Origin of the sequence: Flagellimonas chongwuensis (genome assembly GCF_013376415.1) — a bacterium.
Classification (GTDB): domain Bacteria; phylum Bacteroidota; class Bacteroidia; order Flavobacteriales; family Flavobacteriaceae; genus Flagellimonas; species Flagellimonas chongwuensis.
Genome location: NZ_WYET01000007.1, coordinates 150906 through 173681, shown reverse-complemented (window position 1 = coordinate 173681; position 22776 = coordinate 150906). Strand labels below are relative to the sequence as shown.

General features: G+C 42.1%; 16 protein-coding genes. 13 read left to right on the top strand and 3 right to left on the bottom strand.

Annotated elements, in window-relative coordinates:
• Positions 1–12: 12 nt before the first annotated feature.
• A complete protein-coding gene (gene tsaD, locus GUA46_RS13580) occupies positions 13–1041 on the bottom strand; it encodes a tRNA (adenosine(37)-N6)-threonylcarbamoyltransferase complex transferase subunit TsaD (protein WP_176620938.1) in 1029 nt (342 codons plus the stop codon).
• Positions 1042–1125: 84 nt separating this feature from the next.
• On the opposite strand from tsaD, the gene GUA46_RS13575 reads away from it, so the two are divergent.
• The 4 genes from GUA46_RS13575 (at position 1126) to GUA46_RS13560 (ending at position 8646) form a co-directional block, all read left to right on the top strand.
• Positions 1126–5565, top strand: coding sequence for a translocation/assembly module TamB domain-containing protein (locus GUA46_RS13575; protein WP_176620937.1), 4440 nt, complete (start codon positions 1126–1128; stop codon positions 5563–5565).
• A gap of 144 nt (positions 5566–5709) precedes the next feature.
• Entirely contained in the window at positions 5710–6696 is a 987-nt protein-coding gene (gene pfkA, locus GUA46_RS13570; protein ID WP_108244268.1) for a 6-phosphofructokinase, read from the top strand.
• A 23-nt stretch (positions 6697–6719) separates the two neighbouring features.
• The gene (gene gap / locus GUA46_RS13565) at positions 6720–7721 is read left to right on the top strand and encodes a type I glyceraldehyde-3-phosphate dehydrogenase (protein ID WP_108244267.1); all 1002 of its coding nucleotides are present in this window, start codon (positions 6720–6722) and stop codon (positions 7719–7721) included.
• A gap of 73 nt (positions 7722–7794) precedes the next feature.
• A complete protein-coding gene (locus tag GUA46_RS13560; protein WP_108244266.1) occupies positions 7795–8646 on the top strand; it encodes an N-acetylglucosamine kinase in 852 nt (283 codons plus the stop codon).
• On the opposite strand, the gene GUA46_RS13555 is transcribed toward GUA46_RS13560, so the two are convergent.
• Positions 8639–9019: a RidA family protein gene (locus GUA46_RS13555; RefSeq protein WP_176620936.1), complete on the bottom strand. Its 381-nt coding sequence runs from the start codon at positions 9017–9019 to the stop codon at positions 8639–8641. The genes GUA46_RS13560 and GUA46_RS13555 overlap by 8 nt on opposite strands.
• A 46-nt stretch (positions 9020–9065) precedes the next feature.
• Positions 9066–11759: a putative LPS assembly protein LptD gene (locus tag GUA46_RS13550; protein WP_176620935.1), complete on the bottom strand. Its 2694-nt coding sequence runs from the start codon at positions 11757–11759 to the stop codon at positions 9066–9068.
• Positions 11760–11887: 128 nt separating this feature from the next.
• Here GUA46_RS13550 and GUA46_RS13545 point away from each other — a divergent pair, with 128 nt between their 5' ends.
• The 9 genes from GUA46_RS13545 to GUA46_RS13505 all read left to right on the top strand — a co-directional run bounded on the left by GUA46_RS13545 (position 11888) and on the right by GUA46_RS13505 (position 22754).
• On the top strand, positions 11888–13108 hold the full coding sequence (locus GUA46_RS13545) for an N-acetylmuramoyl-L-alanine amidase family protein (RefSeq protein WP_176620934.1): 1221 nt from the start codon (positions 11888–11890) through the stop codon (positions 13106–13108).
• A 65-nt stretch (positions 13109–13173) separates the two neighbouring features.
• Positions 13174–14166, top strand: coding sequence for an MlaD family protein (locus GUA46_RS13540; RefSeq protein WP_176620933.1), 993 nt, complete (start codon positions 13174–13176; stop codon positions 14164–14166).
• Positions 14167–15492 (top strand): 4Fe-4S dicluster domain-containing protein, encoded by a 1326-nt coding sequence (locus GUA46_RS13535; RefSeq protein ID WP_176620932.1) that lies wholly within the window; start codon positions 14167–14169, stop codon positions 15490–15492.
• Between the two features lie 10 nt (positions 15493–15502).
• Positions 15503–16294, top strand: a complete 792-nt coding sequence (locus GUA46_RS13530; protein ID WP_108244260.1) for a (Fe-S)-binding protein — start codon at positions 15503–15505, stop codon at positions 16292–16294.
• A 53-nt stretch (positions 16295–16347) separates the two neighbouring features.
• Complete coding sequence (locus GUA46_RS13525) at positions 16348–16833, top strand: ABC transporter ATPase (protein ID WP_108244259.1); 486 nt, start codon at positions 16348–16350, stop codon at positions 16831–16833.
• 89 nt (positions 16834–16922) lie between these two features.
• Entirely contained in the window at positions 16923–19835 is a 2913-nt protein-coding gene (locus GUA46_RS13520; RefSeq protein WP_176620931.1) for a glycoside hydrolase family 3 N-terminal domain-containing protein, read from the top strand.
• 29 nt (positions 19836–19864) lie between these two features.
• On the top strand, positions 19865–21007 hold the full coding sequence (gene bshA / locus GUA46_RS13515; RefSeq protein ID WP_108244257.1) for an N-acetyl-alpha-D-glucosaminyl L-malate synthase BshA: 1143 nt from the start codon (positions 19865–19867) through the stop codon (positions 21005–21007).
• Positions 20967–21470 carry a hypothetical protein gene (locus GUA46_RS13510; RefSeq protein WP_159075721.1) on the top strand — a complete coding sequence of 168 codons (504 nt, stop codon included), beginning with the start codon at positions 20967–20969 and terminating at the stop codon, positions 21468–21470. Before bshA ends, GUA46_RS13510 begins: the two co-directional genes overlap by 41 nt.
• 114 nt (positions 21471–21584) lie before the next feature.
• A complete protein-coding gene (locus GUA46_RS13505) occupies positions 21585–22754 on the top strand; it encodes an OmpA family protein (protein ID WP_218109560.1) in 1170 nt (389 codons plus the stop codon).
• The last annotated feature ends 22 nt before the right edge of the window (positions 22755–22776 follow it).

Below are 22776 nucleotides of genomic sequence, written 5' to 3'. Positions count from 1 at the left end.
GGTTTAAATTAGTTAGCTGCCTATGGCATATCTTGCTTTGGCGGCAATATTTTGTTGGGTAAATTCCCCTTTATTGAATTTGAGGTAGCCCACAATACCGATCATGGCGGCATTGTCCGTGCAATACTCAAATTTAGGAATAAAGGTTTGCCAGCCCAAGTTTTCCTCAGCATCTCTTAATCTCCCACGGATTCCTGAATTGGCGGCAACTCCGCCACCAATGGCAATTTGGGTTATATTGGTCTGCTCAACAGCGATTTGAAGCTTTTCCATTAGTATTTCCAAAATGGTATACTGTACCGAGGCGCAAATATCGTTTATGTTCTCTGTCACAAAATCAGGGTTCTTTTGGGACTCGCGTTGCAAAAAGTAAAGAATACTGGTTTTTAATCCGCTAAAACTGAAATTTAGACCATCGACCTTTGGTTTGGGAAAGGTAAAGGCGGTCGGATTTCCCAGCTTCGCATATTTGTCGATGAGTGGGCCTCCCGGATAGGGCAGTCCCATTAATTTGGCACTTTTATCAAAAGCCTCACCAACTGCATCGTCCAAGGTCTCACCCAAAACCTCCATGGTAAAATGGTCGGTCACCTTTACAATTTGTGTGTGTCCACCGCTAATGGTCATGGCCAAAAAAGGAAAAGAAGGAGCCCTCTGCGCCTCATCTTCTATAAAATGGGCAAGAATATGTGCTTCCATATGGTTGACCTCGATCAAGGGAATGTCCAACCCAAGTGCCAAGGACTTGGCAAAAGAAGTCCCGACCAATAATGATCCCATAAGTCCGGGGCCTCTGGTAAATGCTATGGCAGATAGTTGTTTTTTATCGATATTTGCCTTGGCCAAGGCTTGGTGCACCACGGGAACAATATTTTGTTGATGGGCCCTGGATGCCAATTCGGGGACGACACCTCCATATTGCTTGTGGATTTCTTGTGTGGCTACAACATTGCTCAGTACTTTTGTATGGCAAAGTACGGCCGCCGAAGTATCATCGCAGGATGATTCGATTGCTAGAATATATTTTTTTGAATTTTCCACAGGTTTTGGAACAAAAATTGGTCATCAAAGGTAAAACATAAAAGCCCTATCAAAAAACTTCGTAAAATACTGTTGCGTATCCTAATGGCCATCATCCTTATTCTGGTTTTGGGGTCATTGGTGCTTTCCATGCCATCGGTACAGACCAAATTGGGAAAATATGCAACGGATAGGTTAAACGAGGAGTTTGGGACCAATATCCAAGTTGATAGGGTTAGTATATCGCTATTTAATTTAAATGCGGGGTTGAAAGGCGTTTATGTTGAAGACTATAAACAGGATACCCTCTTTTATATACGCAAACTCACCACCTCCATTCTAAACCTTCGGAACATGGCCAATAATAAAATGGAATTTGGCGATATGGAGTTGGACGGTCTTACCTTTAATTTAAAGACGTACAAAGACGAGTCTCAGACCAATCTGGATGTTTTTGTGGATAAGTTGGATGATGGGAAGCCCCGTGCCCCGGGCACTCCTCCATTTTTCTTGTCATCGGGAGAGGTAGAGATCCATAACGGAAAATTCAGGCTGGTCGATGAAAATTTGGAAGCTGCCGAAGTCTTGAACTTTTCCGAAATAGATATTCTGGCACATGATTTTGAAATCCTTGGTCCAGATGTTTCTTTAAAAATTGAAAACCTCTCCACGTTGGCCAAAAGGGGAATCCGATTGGAAAAACTTGCTGCCGATTTTCAATATACCACGGAATACATGCGTTTTGATTCCCTATTGATAGACACTGAGCAGTCCGAGCTCAAGGGGAATCTCGTGTTTAAATACAATAGGGAAGATCTTGCCAATTTTGTTGACCTGGTAGATATTGAGGCCAACTTTACGGAATCTACGGTTGCCCTGAACGAGGTAAATGCCTTTTTTGATGAGTTCGGACAGGACAAGATTGTGAATTTTACTGGGAATTTTAGCGGTAAACTTAATCAGCTTCAAGTAGATGATCTGTTTCTTTTTACGGACAATACAGGTATCAGGGGAGATTTTAGGTTCGACAACATGTTCAGCGAGCAGGCTCCTTTCGTACTTCGGGGCGATATAGATAACCTCACCTCCAGCTACTATCAGCTACGGAGCATCCTGCCCAAAATTTTGGGAGACAATATTCCTTCGTCCGTACAAAAACTCGGGCAGTTCACCGTCCGTGGAGATACTGAGATCACGGAGACCTCAATAGATGTTACTGTGAACCTGAATACTGCGGTAGGGGATAGTTATGTTGATTTGCAAATGACAAATGTGCAGACAATTGAAGATGCTTCTTACATTGGTTTTATATCCTTGATCGATTTTAATCTCGGAGAATTTATAGACAATGACCAATTGGGGCTGGCTTCGATGGACATGAATGTTGAAGGAAAAGGCTTTGTAGCAGAGAGTTTGAACACGGAGATTTCGGGTGATGTTTACAAATTTGAATTCAATGGCTACGAATACAATAAAATAAAAGTATCAGGTATCCTAAGGAATCAATTGTTCGATGGGGTCCTTCTCTGTAACGACGAAAACTTCAGATTCGATTTTCAAGGGTTGGCCAACTTTGGTGAGCGTGAGAACAAATTCAATTTTGTTGCAGCCGTCGATTACGCGGATTTAAAAGCCTTGAAATTCATCAACGATAGCATTTCAATTTTCAAGGGGCACGTTAACATGGATATCGAAGGCAACAATCTGGACGATATGGCCGGACAATTGCGATTTTCCAACACCACATATCAAAATAAAAATGACACCTATTATTTTGAGGATTTTAGTGTAGTATCCTCTTTTGATAGCGATACTATCCGTACCATAGAGATCAACTCCCCGGATATTATTACAGGATACATGAGGGGCAGCTTCAAGATCAACGAGCTGGGCCAATTGGTTCAGAACTCAGTAGGAAGCATTTATACTAACTATCAACCCTTCAAGATTTCCGATGGGCAATACCTCGATTTCAATTTTAGGATTTACAATAAAATCGTTGATGTGTTCGTACCAGAAATTGCTTTTGATGCAAACACGTTCATCCGAGGGGCCATTCGGGCCGACCAAAGCGATTTTAAGCTCACCTTTAGATCTCCCAGTATTGAAGCGTTTGGGAACAAGTTTGATAATATCGAATTAAAGATAGATAATAAAAATCCGTTGTTCAATACCTTCGTATCCGTTGAGGACATGTCCACGGTGTATTATGATATCAAGGATTTTAGCTTGATCAATACCACCTTGAAGGATACGCTCTTCTTTAGAACGGAGTTCAAAGGAGGGAGCGAGTTCAATGACAGTTATAACCTCAATTTTTACCATACGTTCAACGAGAACAATCGTTCGGTGATCGGTCTAAAAAAATCGGATGTGAGTTTTAAGGGCAATACGTGGGTACTTAACAAAAATGGAAACGACAAGAACAAGGTCATCTTCAATAGTTCCTTGGACAGCATCCGGATAGAGGATGTGGTGATGGACAACAATAACGAGGAACAGATTCGGTTAAGGGGCGAGTTGGCAGATTCGACATATAAGGATTTAGATCTTCAGTTCAAATTGGTTTCCCTCAACAAGATCACTCCGACTATAGATAGTTTAAAGCTCAATGGAGAAGTAGAGGGGTTTCTCAACATTTTGCAGAAAGATGGCAACTATTTGCCCACCTCCAGCCTAAATATCAAAAACTTTACCGTCAACGATATGCGAATGGGTGATTTGGAGGTCGGAATCTATGGGAACAACGATCTTACCGAATTTGGTGTCAGTACTTGGCTGAATGATGATGGAAAGGAACGCATGAGCGTAAATGGTAGGGTAACCAATATCAACAACAAACAGGAACTTGATCTAACGGCCAATTTTAAGGATTTTGCCATGGAACCCTTTAAACCATTGGGACAAGATATCATTTCGAACATTAGAGGCTTTATAAGTGGGGATGCAGTGATTACAGGAGATGTGAACAATCCCTCGATTAATGGACAGTTGGCTTTGAACGATGCGGGAATCGGAATCCCATACCTCAATGTGGACTATGATTTTGCTCCGCGCTCTCAGGTAAGGCTCTTTGATCAAACCTTTTATTTTGAAAATGTGCTATTGTCGGATGTGGAAGAGGGAACCACCGCAACCTTGGACGGGACCATTAGCCATACAGGTTTTGATGATTGGTATCTTGGATTGGATGTTGATACCAAAAACGATCGTTTTATGATCTTGAATACCGAGTACGACGAGGAATCACTGTACTACGGACAAGGATTTATCAATGGAACGGGAAGTATTTATGGTCCTGTAGACGCTTTGACCATATCAGTGGATGCCAGCACAGCAAGGGGAACCTCGCTAAAGATTCCATTGAGCGATGTAACCAGCGTAGGTGATTATTCCTTTATCAACTTTATAGAACGGGGAGGCGAAGGAGCTTTGGAAGAAGAACGGATTCTTGAAGAATACCAAGGGCTGGAAATGGCATTTGACCTTGCCGTAACCCCGGAGGCCGAAGTGGAGATAGTGGTCGACCAGACCACCGGGAGTTCTCTGAAGGGAACCGGTGAAGGTATTTTGCTGATAGAGATCAATACCAATGGAAAGTTCAACATGTATGGGGATTTCGTAGTGGTCACAGGGGAGTATAACTTTAAATATGGTGGTGTTATCGATAAAAAATTCCAAGTGCGTCCAGGAGGAACTATTTTGTGGGAGCAAGACCCATTGGCCGCCCAATTAGGGCTGGAAGCCGTTTATTCCCTGAATGCAAACCCCGCCCCACTTTTGGATAATGCCGGATACACGGGTAGAATCCCTACCGAGGTCGTGGTGCGATTGGATGGCGAACTTGAAAGTCCAAATATCACGTTTGATATCGACTTTCCGGGCACTACATCCGTTGTGCAATCGGAACTGGAGTATCGGTTGCAAGACCCAACTATCAAGGAAAGAAACGCATTCTTTTTATTGGCGCAGGGCACCTTTGTAAACCCGCAATCAGGAGGGATAAATCAACAGGCCGTAACCGGCAACCTGATTCAGACTGCTTCGGGACTTTTCAATCAAATTCTCTCGGGCAATAATGATAAACTGAACTTTGGTGTATCCTACGAACAGGGCTATAACGATCCCAATGCAGATATTGCCACAGAGGATAGGATAGGGGTAACGGTATCCACCCAATTATCCGACCGAATCTTGGTAAACGGAAGAGTAGGGGTGCCGGTAGGTGGAGTTTCGGAAACCGTAGTGGCAGGGGACGTTGAGGTGCAAGTACTATTGAACGATGAAGGTACCTTGAGTGCCAAGATATTTAACCGGGAAAATCAAATACAACAATTCTTGGCCGAACGACAAGGCTATACTCAAGGACTGGGATTGTCCTATCAGGTGGATTTTGATAGTTTTAGAGAGTTGATGAGAAAGGTGTTCAATAAGCGGGAAGAGCCGTCAAAAGTTGAGGATTCATTACCGAAAGAGAGGCAGGTTCAGGTTATGGGGAAGGATAGCTTGATTCGTTTTTCGGAAAAGCCCATAAATCGGCCATAATCAATCTGATATATTTTATATTTTTAAGTGTTTTTGTACTAATTTATTACGAAAACGTTTGAGAGACGCCTTAAAAACAAATAAATTATTAAGACATTTAAAATTTGAATAAAGTTTCCTAGTTTTGATCTCTTAAAAATTTGAATGGCTTCAGAAATCAAAAAAATAGGAGTTTTTACGTCTGGCGGAGACTCTCCTGGAATGAATGCCGCAATTCGTTCCGTAGTCCGTACTTGTGCATATTTGGATATTGAGTGTGTTGGAATCTACCGTGGATATCAGGGGATGATCGAAGGAGATTTTAAAACTTTGGATGCCCGTAGTGTAAACAACATTATCAATAAGGGAGGGACTATATTAAAATCCGCTCGGTGCGAAGAATTTAGAACCAAGGAAGGAAGGAAGAAAGCTTACGACCAATTAACCAAAGAGGGTATCAATGCTTTTGTGGTAATCGGTGGAAATGGGAGCTTTACAGGAGCACTTTTGTTTACAGAAGAATATAATTTTCCGGTAATAGGAATTCCCGGAACCATTGACAACGATATCTTGGGATCATCGTTTACCATAGGTTTTGATACCGCTATAAACACAGTGGTGGATGCCATTGATAAGATACGTGATACAGCTAGCTCACATAACAGGCTCTTTTTTGTTGAGGTAATGGGGCGCGATGTTGGTCATATTGCACTCAATGCGGGTGTTGGGGCCGGAGCGGAAGAAATATTGATTCCCGAGCAGAACCTTGGATTGGAACGTTTGTTGGATTCATTGAAACGAAGTAAGGCTTCTGGAAAATCGTCCAGTATTGTTATTGTTGCAGAAGGCGATAAAATTGGTAAAAACGTATTTGAGCTTAAGGAATATGTAGAGGAACATCTGCCCATCTACGACGTTAGGGTTTCCGTACTAGGGCACATGCAAAGAGGAGGCAACCCAACTTGTTTTGATCGCGTGCTGGCCAGTAGAATGGGAGTAAAGGCAGTGGAAAGTATATTAGAGGGGAAAACCAATCTAATGGTCGGTATTCGGGATACTAAATTGGTGCTTACCCCATTGGCAGAAGCCATTAAGGCACATACAGAAATAGACGAAGAACTCATTAGAGTTTCCGATATAATGACAACTTAAATTTAAACACAAAAAAAGTAAACATGTCAAATTTGAAAATAGGAATCAACGGATTCGGTAGAATAGGAAGGTTGGTATTTAGAGCAACCGTAAAAAGAGGTGATGTGGATGTTGTGGCAATCAACGATTTGTTGGATGTTGAACACCTTGCATACCTATTGAAATATGACTCGGTCCACGGAAATTTTGATGGTACCGTAGAAGTTAAGGACGGAAACCTGGTAGTAAACGGAAATACCATCAGAATTACTGCCGAGCGTGACCCAAAGAACTTGAAATGGGACGCTGTTGGTGCTGAAATCGTTGCAGAATGTACCGGTATATTCACCACATTGGATATGGCCCAATCACACATTGATGGAGGTGCCAAGAAAGTAGTTATCTCTGCCCCATCCAAAGATGCTCCTATGTTCGTAATGGGTGTTAACCATAAAGATGTTAAGGCAACAGATACCATTATTTCCAATGCTTCTTGTACTACCAACTGTTTGGCGCCAATTGCCAAAGTACTTAACGATGAGTTCGGTATAGCAGAGGCCTTGATGACAACGGTACACGCTACCACAGCTACCCAATTGACGGTTGATGGTCCTTCTAAAAAGGATTATAGAGGAGGTAGAAGTGCTCTTTTGAACATTATTCCAGCAGCAACAGGTGCGGCAAAAGCCGTAACCAAAGTTATTCCTTCGTTGGAAGGTAAATTGACAGGTATGGCTTTTAGGGTACCTACTGCTGACGTTTCTGTAGTGGATTTGACCGTTAAATTGGAAAAAGAAACTTCTTACGAAGGTATCAAAGCTGCAATGAAGGCTGCCTCTGAAGGCGAATTGGCCGGTGTTTTGGGCTACACTGAGGAGTTGGTGGTCTCTCAAGACTTTGTAGGAGACGTAAGGACTTCTATTTTTGATGCTGATGCAGGGATAGAACTGAATTCCAAATTCTTCAAGGTAGTATCTTGGTACGATAACGAAACTGGGTACTCCAACAAATTGGTAGAATTGGCTCTGCACGCAGCTAGCCTTTAATTTATATCTTACATAACATTTATCCTGAAGAGGGTTGACCCCTCTTCAGGTTTATATACTTAAATCTCGACGTATGATTTTGATCGTGGATAGTGGCGCCACTAAATCCGATTGGATTGCCCTTGATGAAAAAGGGGAGCAGCTTTTTGTTACCCAGACACTTGGACTTAGTCCGGAAGTACTTACTAAAGAAGTAATAGAGGATAGATTGGCCAACAATTTTGAACTGTCCAAGAACAAAGAAAAAGTACGTCAACTTTATTTTTACGGGGCCGGTTGCGGAACCGATAGAATGAAGAATTTTTTAAAATCCATTTTCAAGGATTTCTTTCCCAATGCTAAGGCGGAGGTACGGGAAGATACTTATGCGGCCATTTACGCCACTACTAAAATTGGAAGACAAGGTATCGTGTGTATTTTGGGTACAGGATCCAATTGTAGTTATTATGATGGTCACCAATTGATACAAAAGGTAACATCTTTGGGATATATCCTAATGGATGATGGCAGTGGTAATTTCTTTGGACGTAAACTGATCAGGGATTATTATTTCCACAAAATGCCACAGGATTTGGGAATGAAGTTTGCCAAGGAATACGATCTCGATGCCGATGTAATCAAAGAGCATCTCTACAAACAACCCAACCCCAATACCTATTTGGCCACTTTTGCCAGGTTCATTATTGAGAACAAGGAGCATCCCTACTGCAAGGGAGTCATTGAAAAAGGTCTACAGCAGTTCGTTAACAACTATATTATGCAATATGAACTGGCCACAAAGGTTCCTGTGAGCTTCGTGGGCAGTATCGCACATTTCTTGCAGGACGAATTAAAAGCTTGTATTGAGCGAAACGACCTGATTCTTGGTGTTATCAGAAGAAGACCTATAGAAGGCTTGGTGGAGTTCCACAGAGATACTATTTAACCGCGATCATCGATATTTCTACATTAACAAACTTGGGAAGGTTTGCAACCTCTACTGTTTCTCTGGCGGGGGCAGTATCAGCATCAAAATAAGTTCCATAAACCTCATTGATTTGAGCAAACTGGTTCATGTCCTTTATAAAAATGGAGGACTTGATCGCGTGCTCAAAAGTCATTCCCGCTTCTTCCAGAATTGCCTTTAGGTTTTCCATGGATTGTTTTGTCTCCTTCTTAATGTCTCCTTCGACCAATTTACCCGTAGCCGGGTCTATAGGAATCTGTCCGGAAATATAAAGAGTGTCTTTTACAAGTACTGCTTGATTGTATGGCCCGATTGGAGCTGGTGCTTTTGAGGTGTTGATTATTTTTTTCATGAGAATAGTTTTTATTGAATTTAGGATAAAGATAAAATAGAATCTACTAACGCTGACTTCTATTTTCCCATTTAATATCGCTCAAAATGGAACTCTTTATCCCAATAAAGAAGTACCAACGCTCGTACCTTCCAAAGGGAGTCCAGTCAAAACTGAGCCTAAAACTACCAAGGTCACGTTTAAAAGCAAATCGGGTATCGGCAAAGCCCTTGTTCTTTAAATCGTAACCGGAGTTGAACCCTACTTCCCATTTCGGCGTTAGCTGAATATTTCCGGAAAACATCAGAGAGTGGTTGGTTATCTCACTTTGCCTATTACTATTGTTGTAAGAGGCAACATAGGTGAACCTTGCATCCCACGGTAATTTGTTGTTGTACAATTGTTGCTCGTCGTTCTTATTACTTTCCCTCTCATTGGTTCTTCCTCTGTCAAACCTGGACTGCTCCCCTCGAACATCGTCCATGGCAAATGGGTTGTCACTAAAGTTGGACTGTTTCTCCTCGTCGGTATTCTCCTTTGCCCCACCTTTTTGGAACATTTCGCTGTTCAAGGAAAAACTGGTGTTGACTCGGGCCGATGTTAAACGGGCGATACCTCCACCATTTTTTATGTTCAGCGTATTAATTCGTCTACCACTATTGTCGATGGCATAGGGATCGAACGTTGCCGCAAAGTTGATGGGCACATTTTTTATGATTTCCGTTGCACCGCTCATACTTATTGGACTGAGCTTTAATGAATCTGCTTCAAGGTTATAACTGGCGTTGAAACTCAGGTTGCTAAGGATTTTGACCTTTTTCGGTTCCGTAGCCGTGGAATCCTTGTCCCTTACCTTGGCCTCCAAGGAGTTTTGAAGGGAAAAACTCAAGGAACTCCCTTTGTTCAGTGAAGGTCTCCCGTATAAACTAGTTTCGTATGGGGTGTATTCCACTTCATCTCCATCTTCATCAATATAACTATCGTAGAATTGCTCAAAGGATGGGGTGTAACTATAGCTTATGGAGGGACGCATTACGTGGCGCAAAGCCTGTATTTTTTTATCTTCTCCGCGGTTCCATGTACCATAGACCGTTGTTCCGATACTGGTACCGAAACTATACCTGTTGAACCTATCGAATCCGGAAATAGTATCTGTCACTACCTCCTCTATTTCGGCATCATACCGGCGCCTTATGGTTTCCATGGTCCATACGTCCTCGTAGTTACCGTTCAAGCTTACACTAAGGTACTTTGCCAGCTTAAAGTTGGTAGCAACAGGGATTCTATGGCGGGCCCCGATACGGGCATCATCGAACATTCCACTTTTAAAAAAGTTTTCCTCCGTAGTGGTGATGCTGTTCTGTGCATTCACATCATACTGAAAATTGATGTTCTCAAAAACACCTTTTTTCACTGCATCCCGCTTCACAAAAGGGTAGATACGTTCCATACTTGCCTGAAAAGTTGGCAATGACATGTTTATCGTCCTTTCCTCCGAACGGTTGTTTTGCGTATGGCTCAGCGTAAGACTGGTATTTACGGACGGGTATTCTGGGAATGTTTTGGAGTAACTTATGGAGGATGCAAAGGTGTTTGTTTGTGAATTGTTCCGGTTAAATTGGTTCAGGGAGTTCGAATAATATTGACTGGAACCTAAGTTAACGGAAGCCGAAAACCGGGAATTTGGACTGGCCTTTGGGTCTTGGGAGTGGGAAATCCGAATATTATAATTGCTAGTTCGACTGTAATCATCAAAACCTTTTTGGCTGGTCACCAAGTTTTCGTAGCTTATATTTACGTTTCCGTTGAACTTGTATCTTTTGGAGTAAATGGACCTACCTTGCAATCCATAACTGCCATTGGTATAATAATCACCGGTGATACTAAGATCAACATAGTCGCTAATGGGCAGGTAATACCCGCCATTTTGTATAAAATATCCCCTTCTAGGGTCGTTACCGAAGGTAGGGAACAGGATACCTGCCACCCTTCCAGTGGTTAAAGGAAAATAAGCAAAGGGAAGCGCTATGGGTGTGGGAACATCCATAATGTACATGTTACTGTACCCTGCGATAATTTTCTTTTTGGGGACAAACTTTGCCTTTCGCACCCGAATGTAATAGTCGGGGTTAACGGTATCGTTGGATGTGGTCAACTTGCCTTCGTTCAAGAAATAGACGGAATCGTTCTCCTTTTTGGTCTTTTCGGCATAAACTTTCATGGCGTCGCTGCCCAATTGCCCGAGACCAGCCTCTTGTTCTGTTCTCGAATTCCAGATCAATGCTTTTTGTGTATCAAAATTGAACCGTATCGAGTCAGGTCGAACTTCCTGTTCTCCTTGTTTAAAAAAAGGCAATTGGGAGTAATTGCCCAACGAATCCTTCATACGGCCGGCATATACCTCGTTTTTCACGTAATCCATTACAATTACACCAGCTTTGAGTTCGGTATCCTGGTAATAGATTTCCGCTTCGTCGTACAGGTAAATTTTATTGTCCTTTTGACTTAACTTTACATAATCCTTAGCTTTATATTTTATTTTATCCAATAGCAAAGGTTGCTTTTTGGTCACGGTATCAGTTTCAACAGAATCGGTTTTGGTGGAACTGCTAAGAATGTTCGCAGGAAGCAAAGGAGCATAAATTGTGTCCTTTATGGCCTTGATGGGCAAGGGTTTAATTGGATCTTCCTGAGCACTTAAGGTAGCGATGCCGCAAAGAAGAACAAATAGGAAAAGTAAAAGATGTTTATTTGGTTGCAACGTGATAAATCCTATTTTTGTGCTAGTTGGCCCAGTTCAGGGGTCAAACTTACATATATTTTTTGTTCTACTAATTGGGGATTACAATATTTTTAACCATTACTGAACACTATAATTACTCAAATCTTATGAATAAAAGTCGGTCGGCATTTTTAGTTTTTATACTTCTGGCCCTTCCTTTGACCTCATTCAACAAAAATGATACCGAGGTTCAATCGAAGGATAAATTTGTTGTTGTTTTGGATGCAGGGCATGGTGGGCATGACCCGGGAAACATTGGAAACGGCTATTTGGAGAAAAAAATTGCCCTTGCCATTGTACTCAATGTAGGAAGACATCTCGAGAAGCATCAAGACATTAAGGTCGTTTATACACGGGATGACGATACATTTGTGGATCTGTTCGAGAGAGGGGAGATTGCCAACAAGGCCAATGCGGATTTATTTGTATCCGTACATTGCAATGCCCATAGTTCCGATGCGTATGGTACCGAGACCTATGTATTGGGGTTGCATGCCAATCGTCAAAACTTTGAAGTGGCCAAGAAAGAGAACTCTGTGATCTATTTGGAGGATAATTATGAACAACGGTATGCCGAGTACGACATCAATTCACCCGAATCAGTAATTGGTCTTACCATTATGCAGGAAGAATTTTTGGACCAGAGCATACAATTGGGCAAAAAGCTTCAGGACAATTTTACAAAACAGTTAAAGCGTAAGGACCGAAAAGTGAAGCAGGCGGGATTCATTGTACTTCACCAGACTTTTATGCCAAGTGTCTTGGTCGAGGCCGGATTTTTGACCAATAAGAGTGAAGGAAGCTATCTTAATTCAAAAAACGGTCAGGAAGAAATGGGAAATGCCATTGCTAAAGCGGTTTTGGCATATAAAGAAGAAATGGGCCTTACTACTTCAATTTCCGTTCCCGATGTGCAAAAGATCGAAGACGTTGAAGTTGATGACAATGTCAAAGAAGAAACGCCTAAAGAAATAATCAAAGAGACAATAGTTGAAAAGGAGTCGGTAAAACAAGAAACCAATACTGCCGCTTCATCAGATTCGGAAAAAGAAACTGTTGTGGAATCCAAGGATACGGGTGTAGTTTTTAAAGTGCAGCTCATGGCAAGTGGAAAAACGATACCTTTAAGACCGGATAATTTTAACGGGCTGGACCAATTGTCCAAAGAGCCATATAAGAACATGTTTAGATATATGTATGGTAATGCCAGCAATTATGAGGCGGCTAAACGGTTGAAAAATGATGCGGATGCAAAGGGTTATACCACATCCTATATAGTTGCATACAAAAATGGGGTAAGGGTTCCGATAACGAACGCGTTGAAGTAGCAATGCTTCAAATGCCCTCTTGTGAAAATTATTCCTAATTTTGTTTAAAACATAAACCGAATCTTTTGAAACTATCCAGGGAAATAAAAACTGGGATCATTGTAGTCGCTGGAATAGTGGCCTTGATCTTTGGACTTAGCTACTTAAAATCCTCCGCTCTTTTTGAAAAAAGTAAAACTTTTTACGCCGTTTATGATGATGTAGGAGGTTTGCAACCAGGAACAAAGGTGACGATCAACGGTTTTGATGTCGGTAATGTTACCGATATCAGGTTCAGGGATGGGTCCGGGAAATTATTGGTGACCTTGACCGTTACCAACGAATTTGAGTTCTCCGGTAATAGTATCGCAGAATTGTTTGATACAGGTATTATTGGTGGTAAGGGAGTACAAATTGTGCCGGTATTGGATAATGCGCCACCGGCAAAATCGGGAGACACACTACAGTCCAAAATAAAACCCGGACTTACCGAATTGGTACAACAGAAATTGACCCCGTTGCAGATGAAGGTGGAAGGGGCGGTCTCCAATGCGGATTCATTGTTAATGAACGTAAACCAAATTTTGGACGACCCGACCAAAAAGCAACTTCAGGAAACCATAGCTTCGCTAAATCAGTTGGTAAAATCCTTTAAGACAAGTGCCGATAATTTAAACGTTCTGTTGGATAACAACAAAATGCAACTGGACAGCTCCTTGAAAAATGTAAGCCATATTACCTCTAACTTTTCAAAACTTTCCGACTCCTTGGTCAATGCCGATTTGGGCGGAACTCTGGAACAGTTTCAGGGTACTGTAGGTAAATTGAATGGTATTCTTGCCAAGATCGAGCAGGGCGAAGGTTCTTTGGGAAAACTGCATAAGGATGATGCCCTCTACAATAATTTGGCGTCAGCATCGCGCGAACTAGATTTATTGCTTCAGGACTTTAGGCTAAACCCAAAACGATACGTCAACGTTTCCGTATTCGGTAAAAAGCAAAAGGAGTACACACTTCCGGAGGACGATCCTGCTGAACAAGAGGGAAATTCTACCGAACAAAAAGAAAACAACCCGTAAATGGAATATCTGCCCAATATCATATTTGCCGTGGCCCTGATAGCGGGCATTGGCTTTTTTACACGTAACGTAAAAAAGTTGACCCGGAACATTAAGCTGGGAAAGGATGTTGATGTAAGCGACAACAAATCGCAGCGTTGGAAGAACATGGCAAGGATAGCCTTGGGCCAAACGAAAATGGTGGTAAGACCTGTAGCGGGCATTATGCACGTTATTGTTTATGTAGGCTTTATCATTATAAATATTGAAGTGTTGGAAATCATCCTCGATGGACTTTTGGGAACACATAGATTGTTTTCGCCACTAGGTTCTGTTTATGATTTTTTGATTGGTTCTTTTGAAGTATTAGCACTACTGGTCATCGTGGCGGTCATTGTCTTCTGGATACGAAGGAACATTATCAGGATTCAACGTTTCATAAAACCCGAAATGAAGGGATGGCCCAAGACAGATGGAAATATGATCCTTTACATTGAGTTTGTATTGATGATTTTGTTTCTCACCATGAACGCAGCCGATTTTCAGTTGCAGCAACTGGGTGCCGAGCATTATCACGAAGCGGGAGCATTTCCAATAAGTCAATTTATGGTGCCATTGTTGGATAATCTTTCCGAATCGTCTTTGATTTTGGTAGAAAGAACCGCTTGGTGGTTACATATTTTAGGAATTTTGGCCTTTTTGAACTACCTCTATTACTCTAAACATTTACACATTCTGTTGGCGTTCCCCAATACCTATTACGGTAAGCTAAAACCACAAGGGCAGTTCAACAATCTGGAATCCGTCACCAAGGAGGTTAAATTGATGATGGACCCTGATGCCGACCCCTATGCCGCTCCAGCCGAAGAAGATGCCGCCGAGCCAGAAAAATTTGGGGCATCCGATGTCATGGACCTAAATTGGGTGCAATTGCTCAACGCGTATACCTGTACCGAATGTGGGCGATGTACATCAGAATGTCCGGCCAACCAAACAGGTAAAAAACTATCACCACGAAAAATAATGATGGATACCCGTGACCGGTTGGAGGAAGTGGGTAAAATCATGGATGCCAATAACGGAGAATTTGTTTCCGATGGCAAACAATTATTAAACGATTATATCACCCCGGAGGAACTTTGGGCGTGTACTACGTGCAATGCATGTGTACAAGCCTGTCCCGTAAGCATCGACCCATTGTCCATTATTGTGGAAATGCGCAGATATTTGGTGATGGAACAGTCCGCGGCGCCTACCGAGTTGAACAATATGATGTCCAATATCGAAAACAACGGAGCCCCTTGGCCGTACAACCAAATGGACCGTCTGAACTGGGTAAACGAATAAATCTATAACTATGAGCGAACAATTGAAGGTTAAGACCATGCAAGAGTTTATGGCAGAAGGAAAACAGCCAGAGATATTGTTTTGGGTGGGTTCCGCCGGTAGTTTTGATGATCGTGCCAAGAAAATATCAAGAGCTTTTGTAAAGTTGTTGAACAAGGCCAATGTTGATTTTGCGGTATTGGGAACAGAAGAAAGTTCAACGGGCGATGTGGCCAAACGGGCAGGGAACGAGTTTTTGTTTCAGATGCAGGCCATGATGAATATCGAGTTGTTGAATGGCTATGAAATTAAGCGAATTGTAACCTGTGACCCACATTCCTTCAATACGTTAAAAAACGAGTATCCAAGTTTGGGCGGGAACTATGATGTACTGCACCATACACAATACCTTAAAGAACTTATCGACAACGGTCGTTTGACCATTACCGGGGATGGGTATAAAGGCAAGCGAATCACTTTTCACGACCCATGTTATCTGGGCAGGGCAAATTCCGTTTTTGATGCACCAAGAGAACTGCTTACGAAGACCAATGCGGAACTGGTGGAGATGAAACGTCATAAAAAAACGGCACTGTGCTGTGGGGCTGGTGGTGCACAAATGTTCAAAGAGCCCGAAAAGGGAGATATGGATGTCAATGTGCTACGGACTAAAGGCGCTTTGGAGACCAATCCCAATATTATAGCCACAGGATGTCCTTACTGTAACACTATGATGACGGATGGTATCAAGGCACATGAGAAGGAGGACAGTGTCACAGTTTTGGATGTAGCCGAAGTATTGGCGAATTCCCAGGGATTGTAAAAGAAGTTTTAAAATTCAGGTCGAGCATTGTCGAGACCTTATTGAAAAAATATATGCTAGCAGATTTTAATGAATTGCCAGACCACTCCAGAGTTTGGATATACCAAGCCAACAGGAGTTTTACTGACGAAGAACAGAAAGAATTGGAGGAAAGCCTGACCGCTTTTTTGAAGGAATGGACGGCCCATGGCAGTGATCTTCACGCTGGGTTCGAGATAAAATACAAACGGTTTATTGTAATTGGATTGGACCAGACCAATGTCAGTGCATCAGGATGTTCCATTGATACCTCTGTGCACTTTATCCAAAGTTTGGAGCAAAAATATAGTGTGGAGCTTTTGGATAGGATGAACGTTTCTTTCAAGCAAGGAGAATACATTGCCTATAAACCATTAGTGGATTTTAAGAAAATGGCCAAGGCCAAATCAGTTTCCCCAAGTACCATCGTATTCAATAATTTGGTCGCTACCAAACAGGAATACTTGGAAAACTGGGAGGTTCCCGCTAGCGAAAGTTGGCACTCCAGATTTGTATCGTAAAACCCTTAATTTATCTTAATTTCCATACTTTCCTCGACGAAATGCAATATTTTTATGAGCATTAAGTTGAGGTTTAAGACAAGATATTTATGCGGATAATATTCCAATTCCCCTTTTTCCTACTCGTATGCATTCAAACCTTTGGTCAATCAAATCCCTTGATTGTCAAAGACTCGATGGCTCAAATGGCATGGGTCGAAAATCAATATGCGAACATGTCTCTACAGGAAAAAGTAGGACAGTTGTTCATGGTAAGCGTTGCATCCAATCAAAGCAAAGCTGCGACCGATAAGGTCAAGAACCTTGTTGAGAAGCAGGGTATAGGAGGTGTTATCTTTTTGGTGGGCGGACCGGTACAACAAGCTAAATTGACCAACGAATACCAATCCGTTTCTAAAGTGCCATTATTGATTGGTTCCGATGCTGAATGGGGAATGGCCATGCGTCTGGACTCTACTTATGCATTTCCTTGGAACATGACGTTGGGAGCCATTCGAGATAGTACCATCGTAGAAAAGGTAGGTTATCAGATTGGAAAACATGCCAAGCGGTTGGGAGTCCATATCAATTTTGCTCCGGACCTTGACGTCAATAACAATCCACAGAATCCCATCATTGGAAACCGGTCTTTTGGAGAAGACCCAAAAAATGTGGCCCAAAAAGGACGTGCTTTTGTTCGGGGAATGGAAAAGGCCGGCGTACTTTCAAGTGGCAAACACTTTCCAGGTCATGGAGATACCGCTACGGATTCCCATAAATCCTTACCTATCATCACCTCTTCCGTGGAACGGTTGGATTCTATAGAGCTCTATCCATTTAAGAAAACAATGGAGGCTGGACTTAGCTCTACCATGGTAGCACATTTGGACGTTCCCAGCTTGGAGAGTAGGGAAGGGCATCCCTCGACCCTGTCCAAAAGTATCGTTACGGGAGTTTTAAAGAACCGGTTAGGTTTTGAAGGTTTGGTTATCACCGATGCTTTGAATATGAAGGCGGTATCCGAATTTGCTCCAGAGGGCAAAGTGGAACTGGAAGCTTTTTTGGCAGGTAATGATTTGTTGTTGATGCCGGAGAACGTTCTAAAAGCAAAAGAAACTTTCATCCAAGCTTATAATGAGGGATTGATTACGGAGGAAAGGTTGGCCGAGTCCGTCAAAAAAATATTGATGGCCAAATACAAAGCTGGTCTGTACAATTATCAACCCGTAAAGTTGGAGAATTTGTATGAAGATTTGAACGGAGTTGAAAATGATGTGATTTACGAAGAGGCCATCGAGGGGGCCATAACGGTCGCGAAAAACAATTTTTCCTTGATGCCCATCAAAAAATTGGACAACAAGAAAATAGCCTATGTTCATTTCGGGGACGATTCTGGAACCACTTTTCATGAATCATTGAACAAATATTTTAAAGTAACCCACATTAAGGCTAAAGATATTGCCCAGTATAAAAAGGAGCTGGCAAACTATAACTTGGTCATAATTGGGTTCCATAAGGATAATTCGAGTCCTTGGAAAGGATATAAATTTTCCCAGAACGAACTTTTTTGGATGGAGGAAATCTCCCGTATGAGGACTAGCAATACTATTTTAGCCCTTTTTGCAAGGCCCTATGCGTTGTTGGATGTCCTCAATTTTGATACCATGGACGGCGTAGTGGTCGGTTATCAGAACAGCAAGATTGCGCAAGAAAAGGTGGCCGAGGTCATTTTTGGCGCCACAGGGGCTACAGGGAAGCTTCCGGTATCGGCCCACGATGAGTTTCCCGTTGGGACAGGGGTCGATGTAGAACCCATTCAACGTTTGGGATACAGTATTCCTGAAAGGGTCGGGATGAGTTCGGAGCTTTTGGCAGAGGTGGACACCTTGATGCAGCACGGATTGGATTCCTTAATGTTTCCGGGTGCGCAGGTATTGATTGCGAGAAAGGGAAAAGTGATTTACAACAAGAACTTTGGTCACCCTACGTATGATTCTAAAGAAAGAATATCTGAAGAATCCATTTACGACTTAGCTTCCCTGACAAAAATACTTTCTACCCTGCCCATGATCATGAAAATGGAGGAAGAAGGAAAAATAGCCTTGAACGATACCTTTAAAGACCTAATTCCAGCTTATGCGGATACGGAGCTTAAAGATGTTTCTGTATTAAAGGCACTTTCTCACTATGGGCGCTTACCCTCCTGGATAGCTTTTTATTTGGATACGTTGGACAAGGACAGGAAACCATCATCAGAGTTTTATAGCCCTAATCCATCCGAAGCATTTCCATATAAAGTAGCTGAGCATTTATACCTAACCAGATCATACAAGGATTCGATCTACAATAGAATCGGTCGGCAAAGCCTAAAATCGAATCGGTACAGGTATAGCGATGTAGGTTACTACGTTTTTAAGGAATATATTGAGAAGGCCTACGCCATGCCTATTGATGAATTGGTCAATGAATTCCTCTACAGCCCCATGGGTTTACAACGAACAACCTTTAATCCTTTAAAAAAATTTCCCAAAGAAGAGATAGTTCCTACAGAAGAGGACGACTATTATAGATATCAAACTGTACAAGGGTATGTACATGATATGGGCGCGGCTATGCAAGGAGGAGTCGGTGGACATGCGGGGCTCTTTAGTACCGCCAACGAGGTAGCCAAAATTATGCAGATGTATTTGCAGGGAGGTTATTATGGCGGAGAGCAGTTTTTTAATGCGAGAACGGTGAAACGGTTCAACACGTGCTATTTCTGTAACAAGAATGTGAGGAGGGGTGTGGGCTTTGATAAGCCCCAGTTGAATGAAAGTGGGCCTACCTGTGGATGTGTCTCCCAAAAGAGTTTTGGACACAGTGGGTTTACTGGAACCTATACATGGGCCGACCCTGATGAGGAAATTGTTTATGTGTTTTTGTCCAATAGGACCTATCCGTCGGCAACGAACACCTTGCTCATAAAATCCGGGCTGCGGACACGAATACAGCAGGCCATTTATGATTCCATTATTAATTAGGTATAAAATATTGCCGTAGATTTGTTCTTATGAAAATAGCGATTGTGTGTTACCCGACCTTTGGCGGTAGTGGTGTTGTTGCCACGGAATTGGGTATTGCCCTTGCGGAAAGGGGCCACGAAGTACACTTTATTACGTATCGTCAGCCCGTTCGATTGGAGCTTTTGGGAAATAATATCCATTTTCATGAGGTACATGTACCGGAATACCCGTTGTTCCACTATCAACCTTATGAGCTGGCGCTGTCCAGTAAGTTGGTGGACACCATCAAACTATATGATATTGAACTGCTGCACGTGCACTATGCCATTCCACATGCCTATGCCGGATATATGGCGAAAAAAATGCTTCAGGAGTATGGGATTTTTATACCCATGATCACCACGCTCCATGGTACGGATATCACTTTGGTGGGCAAACACCCTTTTTATAAACCAGCGGTAACCTTCAGTATCAACAAATCCGATGTGGTTACTTCCGTTTCCGAGGCACTTAAGAACGAGACTTTAAAACTTTTTGATATTGAGAAGGAAATTGAGGTGATTCCGAATTTTATAGAAACAACAAAATACAAAAAGACCTACACCGATTGCCAACGTAGTATGATGGCGAAGGAGAATGAACGCATCATAACACACATAAGTAATTTTAGAAAGGTAAAGCGTATTCCCGATGTCATCAAAATATTCCATCGCATCCAAAAGGAAATGCCCGCTAAACTTATCATGGTAGGCGAAGGGCCGGAAAAGGAAAAAGCGGAAGATTTGTGCGATTCATTGGGGATAAAGGATAAGGTCCTGTTTTTAGGTAACAGCAACGAGATTGACCGCATTCTTTGTTTCTCCGATATGTTCTTGTTGCCCTCCGAAACCGAAAGTTTTGGTTTGGCGGCATTGGAGGCCATGATCAATAAGGTGGCGATAGTTTCCAGCAACACAGGGGGTATCCCGGAAGTTAACATAGATGGTGTGTCCGGTTATCTTGCAGATGTTGGTGATGTAGAGACCATGTCGGCAAAGGCCATTGAGATTCTGAGGGACGATGAGACCCTTGTAAGGTTCAAGGAAAACGCTTTCAATGTTGCTTCTAAATTCGACATCGTACATATCCTTCCCTTATATGAAGACCTTTATGAAAAGGCATTTAAATCACGTTTTAAAAACACATTTTAATATCAAACACTTTTTTATCATAGCGTCGATTTGCTTACTTTCCTGCAAGGCTCAAAAGTCTGCAAACTCTACCGTTGGTGAGCATATTGATGGTTTGACATTGATCGAGCATCAAAACTTTACAAATATTGATTCTTTTGAAACCCGTGTGATACGGGATACAAAAACATTGGGCAAATTTTATAAGCAAATCAACAAAACACGTAAACCTGGATTGCCGGTGCCAATGGTCGACTTTTCCAAGGATATGTTGATTTTGGTCTGTTTAGGTGAGCAGCATGGAGAAAAAACGATTCAATTGTCCAAATTAAAAGAAACGGACCAAGAAATGTTGATAGCACTGGATGTCCAAAATATATCAATAGAAGAAGAAATTTCAATTCAGCCTGTATACTTCCCATTTTATCTCTACAAAATGCCATTGGTCGATAAAGCAGTGGTTTTTCAAAAGATTGAGGAATAGTCTTTTCAATATTATTCCTACTTCTTATCGATAAATAGCGCACTTGAAAGGGCAAAGTTCCAAGATTAGAACGCTTAACATAGCTTTGAAAGCGTTAACCTCAAATCATTAAGAATGCATATTCTACGTCCTACCATTATGGTAATGGCATTGGCTTGTTTTACTTTTGGACTTGCTCAAGACATGGAACTGACAAAAAAGGACAGTATTGTGCAAAGTTATTGGATGGTTTCTGTTGGAACCAATGCCGTTGATGACTCTGGAGACGAATTCCGGGAACTTTTTGATGTTCGCTCGGCTTGGAACATTGCTCCTTATCCGTCGAGGATAAGTATCGGTCGCTATTTTAAGAACGGCGTTGGATTGGAGGCAATCGGATCTCATAACCGATACAGAGAAGGTAAGGTGGTTGATGAAGTTGTTTTGACCGATGATATAGGCTACTGGGCCTTTGACTTTAGGTTAAGCTATGACCTGAACAAAATATTGGGACATACCGGTTTTTTTGACCCCTATATTGGTATCGGTGCAGGATATACCGACGCGAATAATCAGGGCAGGGGCACCTATAACGGCGTGCTTGGTTTTAAAACTTGGTTTTCAAATCATTGGGGATTGGATTTTAATACAACAGGAAAATGGGCTATGGACACAGAAAGCGTCACCAACCATATCCAACATGCCATAGCCGTTGCCTACAGGTTTAAAGCAGAAAAAGGGCTTTCCCGAAAAGGTCAAGAAAAACTGGCTCTTCTACAAGAAATGGAGAAAGAGCAAAAGAGAATTCAAGATTCCATTACAAGAGCTGATGAAAAAGCTCGTTTGCTTGCAGAACAATTGCAAAAGGAAAAAGAAGCAGCTGAACTGGCAGCAGCTGAAATGGCGAAGAAGGAAGCAAAAGAAGCAGAGAAGAGAGCATTACAAACAAAACTGAACCAACTGGGGAATGTATACTTTAAATTCAATTCATCATATTTGACAGCTGAAGACAAAGAACTATTGGACCGTTTGGTCGCCATTATGAGTGAAGAACCAAGTTTGCACATCAAGGTAACCGCCCATACGGACTCCAGGGGTACCGAAAAATATAATCAATGGCTATCCGAGCGTAGGGCGCAAAGAACAGTCGATTATGTGGTGTCCAAAGGAATCTCAAAGGACAGGATAGTCCATGCGGCTTTCGGGGAAACACAATTGGTCAACGAGTGTACAGATGGAGTTTATTGTACCGAGGAAAAGCATTCAAAAAACCGGAGATCTGAGTTCTTGATTATTGAATTTTAAAGTGCCACCATAATAAAGTAAA

Bases quoted from the DNA above. Each gene is read 5' to 3' on its own strand.
- GUA46_RS13510 (WP_159075721.1), top strand. From the start codon at position 20,967: ATGAAAAGGCATTTAAATCACGTTTTAAAAACACATTTTAATATCAAA.
- GUA46_RS13545 (WP_176620934.1), top strand. From the start codon at position 11,888: ATGAATAAAAGTCGGTCGGCATTTTTAGTTTTTATACTTCTGGCCCTT.
- bshA (WP_108244257.1), top strand. From the start codon at position 19,865: ATGAAAATAGCGATTGTGTGTTACCCGACCTTTGGCGGTAGTGGTGTT.
- pfkA (WP_108244268.1), top strand. From the start codon at position 5,710: ATGGCTTCAGAAATCAAAAAAATAGGAGTTTTTACGTCTGGCGGAGAC.
- GUA46_RS13520 (WP_176620931.1), top strand. From the start codon at position 16,923: ATGCGGATAATATTCCAATTCCCCTTTTTCCTACTCGTATGCATTCAA.
- gap (WP_108244267.1), top strand. From the start codon at position 6,720: ATGTCAAATTTGAAAATAGGAATCAACGGATTCGGTAGAATAGGAAGG.
- GUA46_RS13560 (WP_108244266.1), top strand. From the start codon at position 7,795: ATGATTTTGATCGTGGATAGTGGCGCCACTAAATCCGATTGGATTGCC.
- GUA46_RS13530 (WP_108244260.1), top strand. From the start codon at position 15,503: ATGAGCGAACAATTGAAGGTTAAGACCATGCAAGAGTTTATGGCAGAA.
- GUA46_RS13555 (WP_176620936.1), bottom strand. From the start codon at position 9,019: ATGAAAAAAATAATCAACACCTCAAAAGCACCAGCTCCAATCGGGCCA.
- GUA46_RS13575 (WP_176620937.1), top strand. From the start codon at position 1,126: ATGGCCATCATCCTTATTCTGGTTTTGGGGTCATTGGTGCTTTCCATG.
- GUA46_RS13535 (WP_176620932.1), top strand. From the start codon at position 14,167: ATGGAATATCTGCCCAATATCATATTTGCCGTGGCCCTGATAGCGGGC.
- GUA46_RS13525 (WP_108244259.1), top strand. From the start codon at position 16,348: ATGCTAGCAGATTTTAATGAATTGCCAGACCACTCCAGAGTTTGGATA.
- GUA46_RS13505 (WP_218109560.1), top strand. From the start codon at position 21,585: ATGCATATTCTACGTCCTACCATTATGGTAATGGCATTGGCTTGTTTT.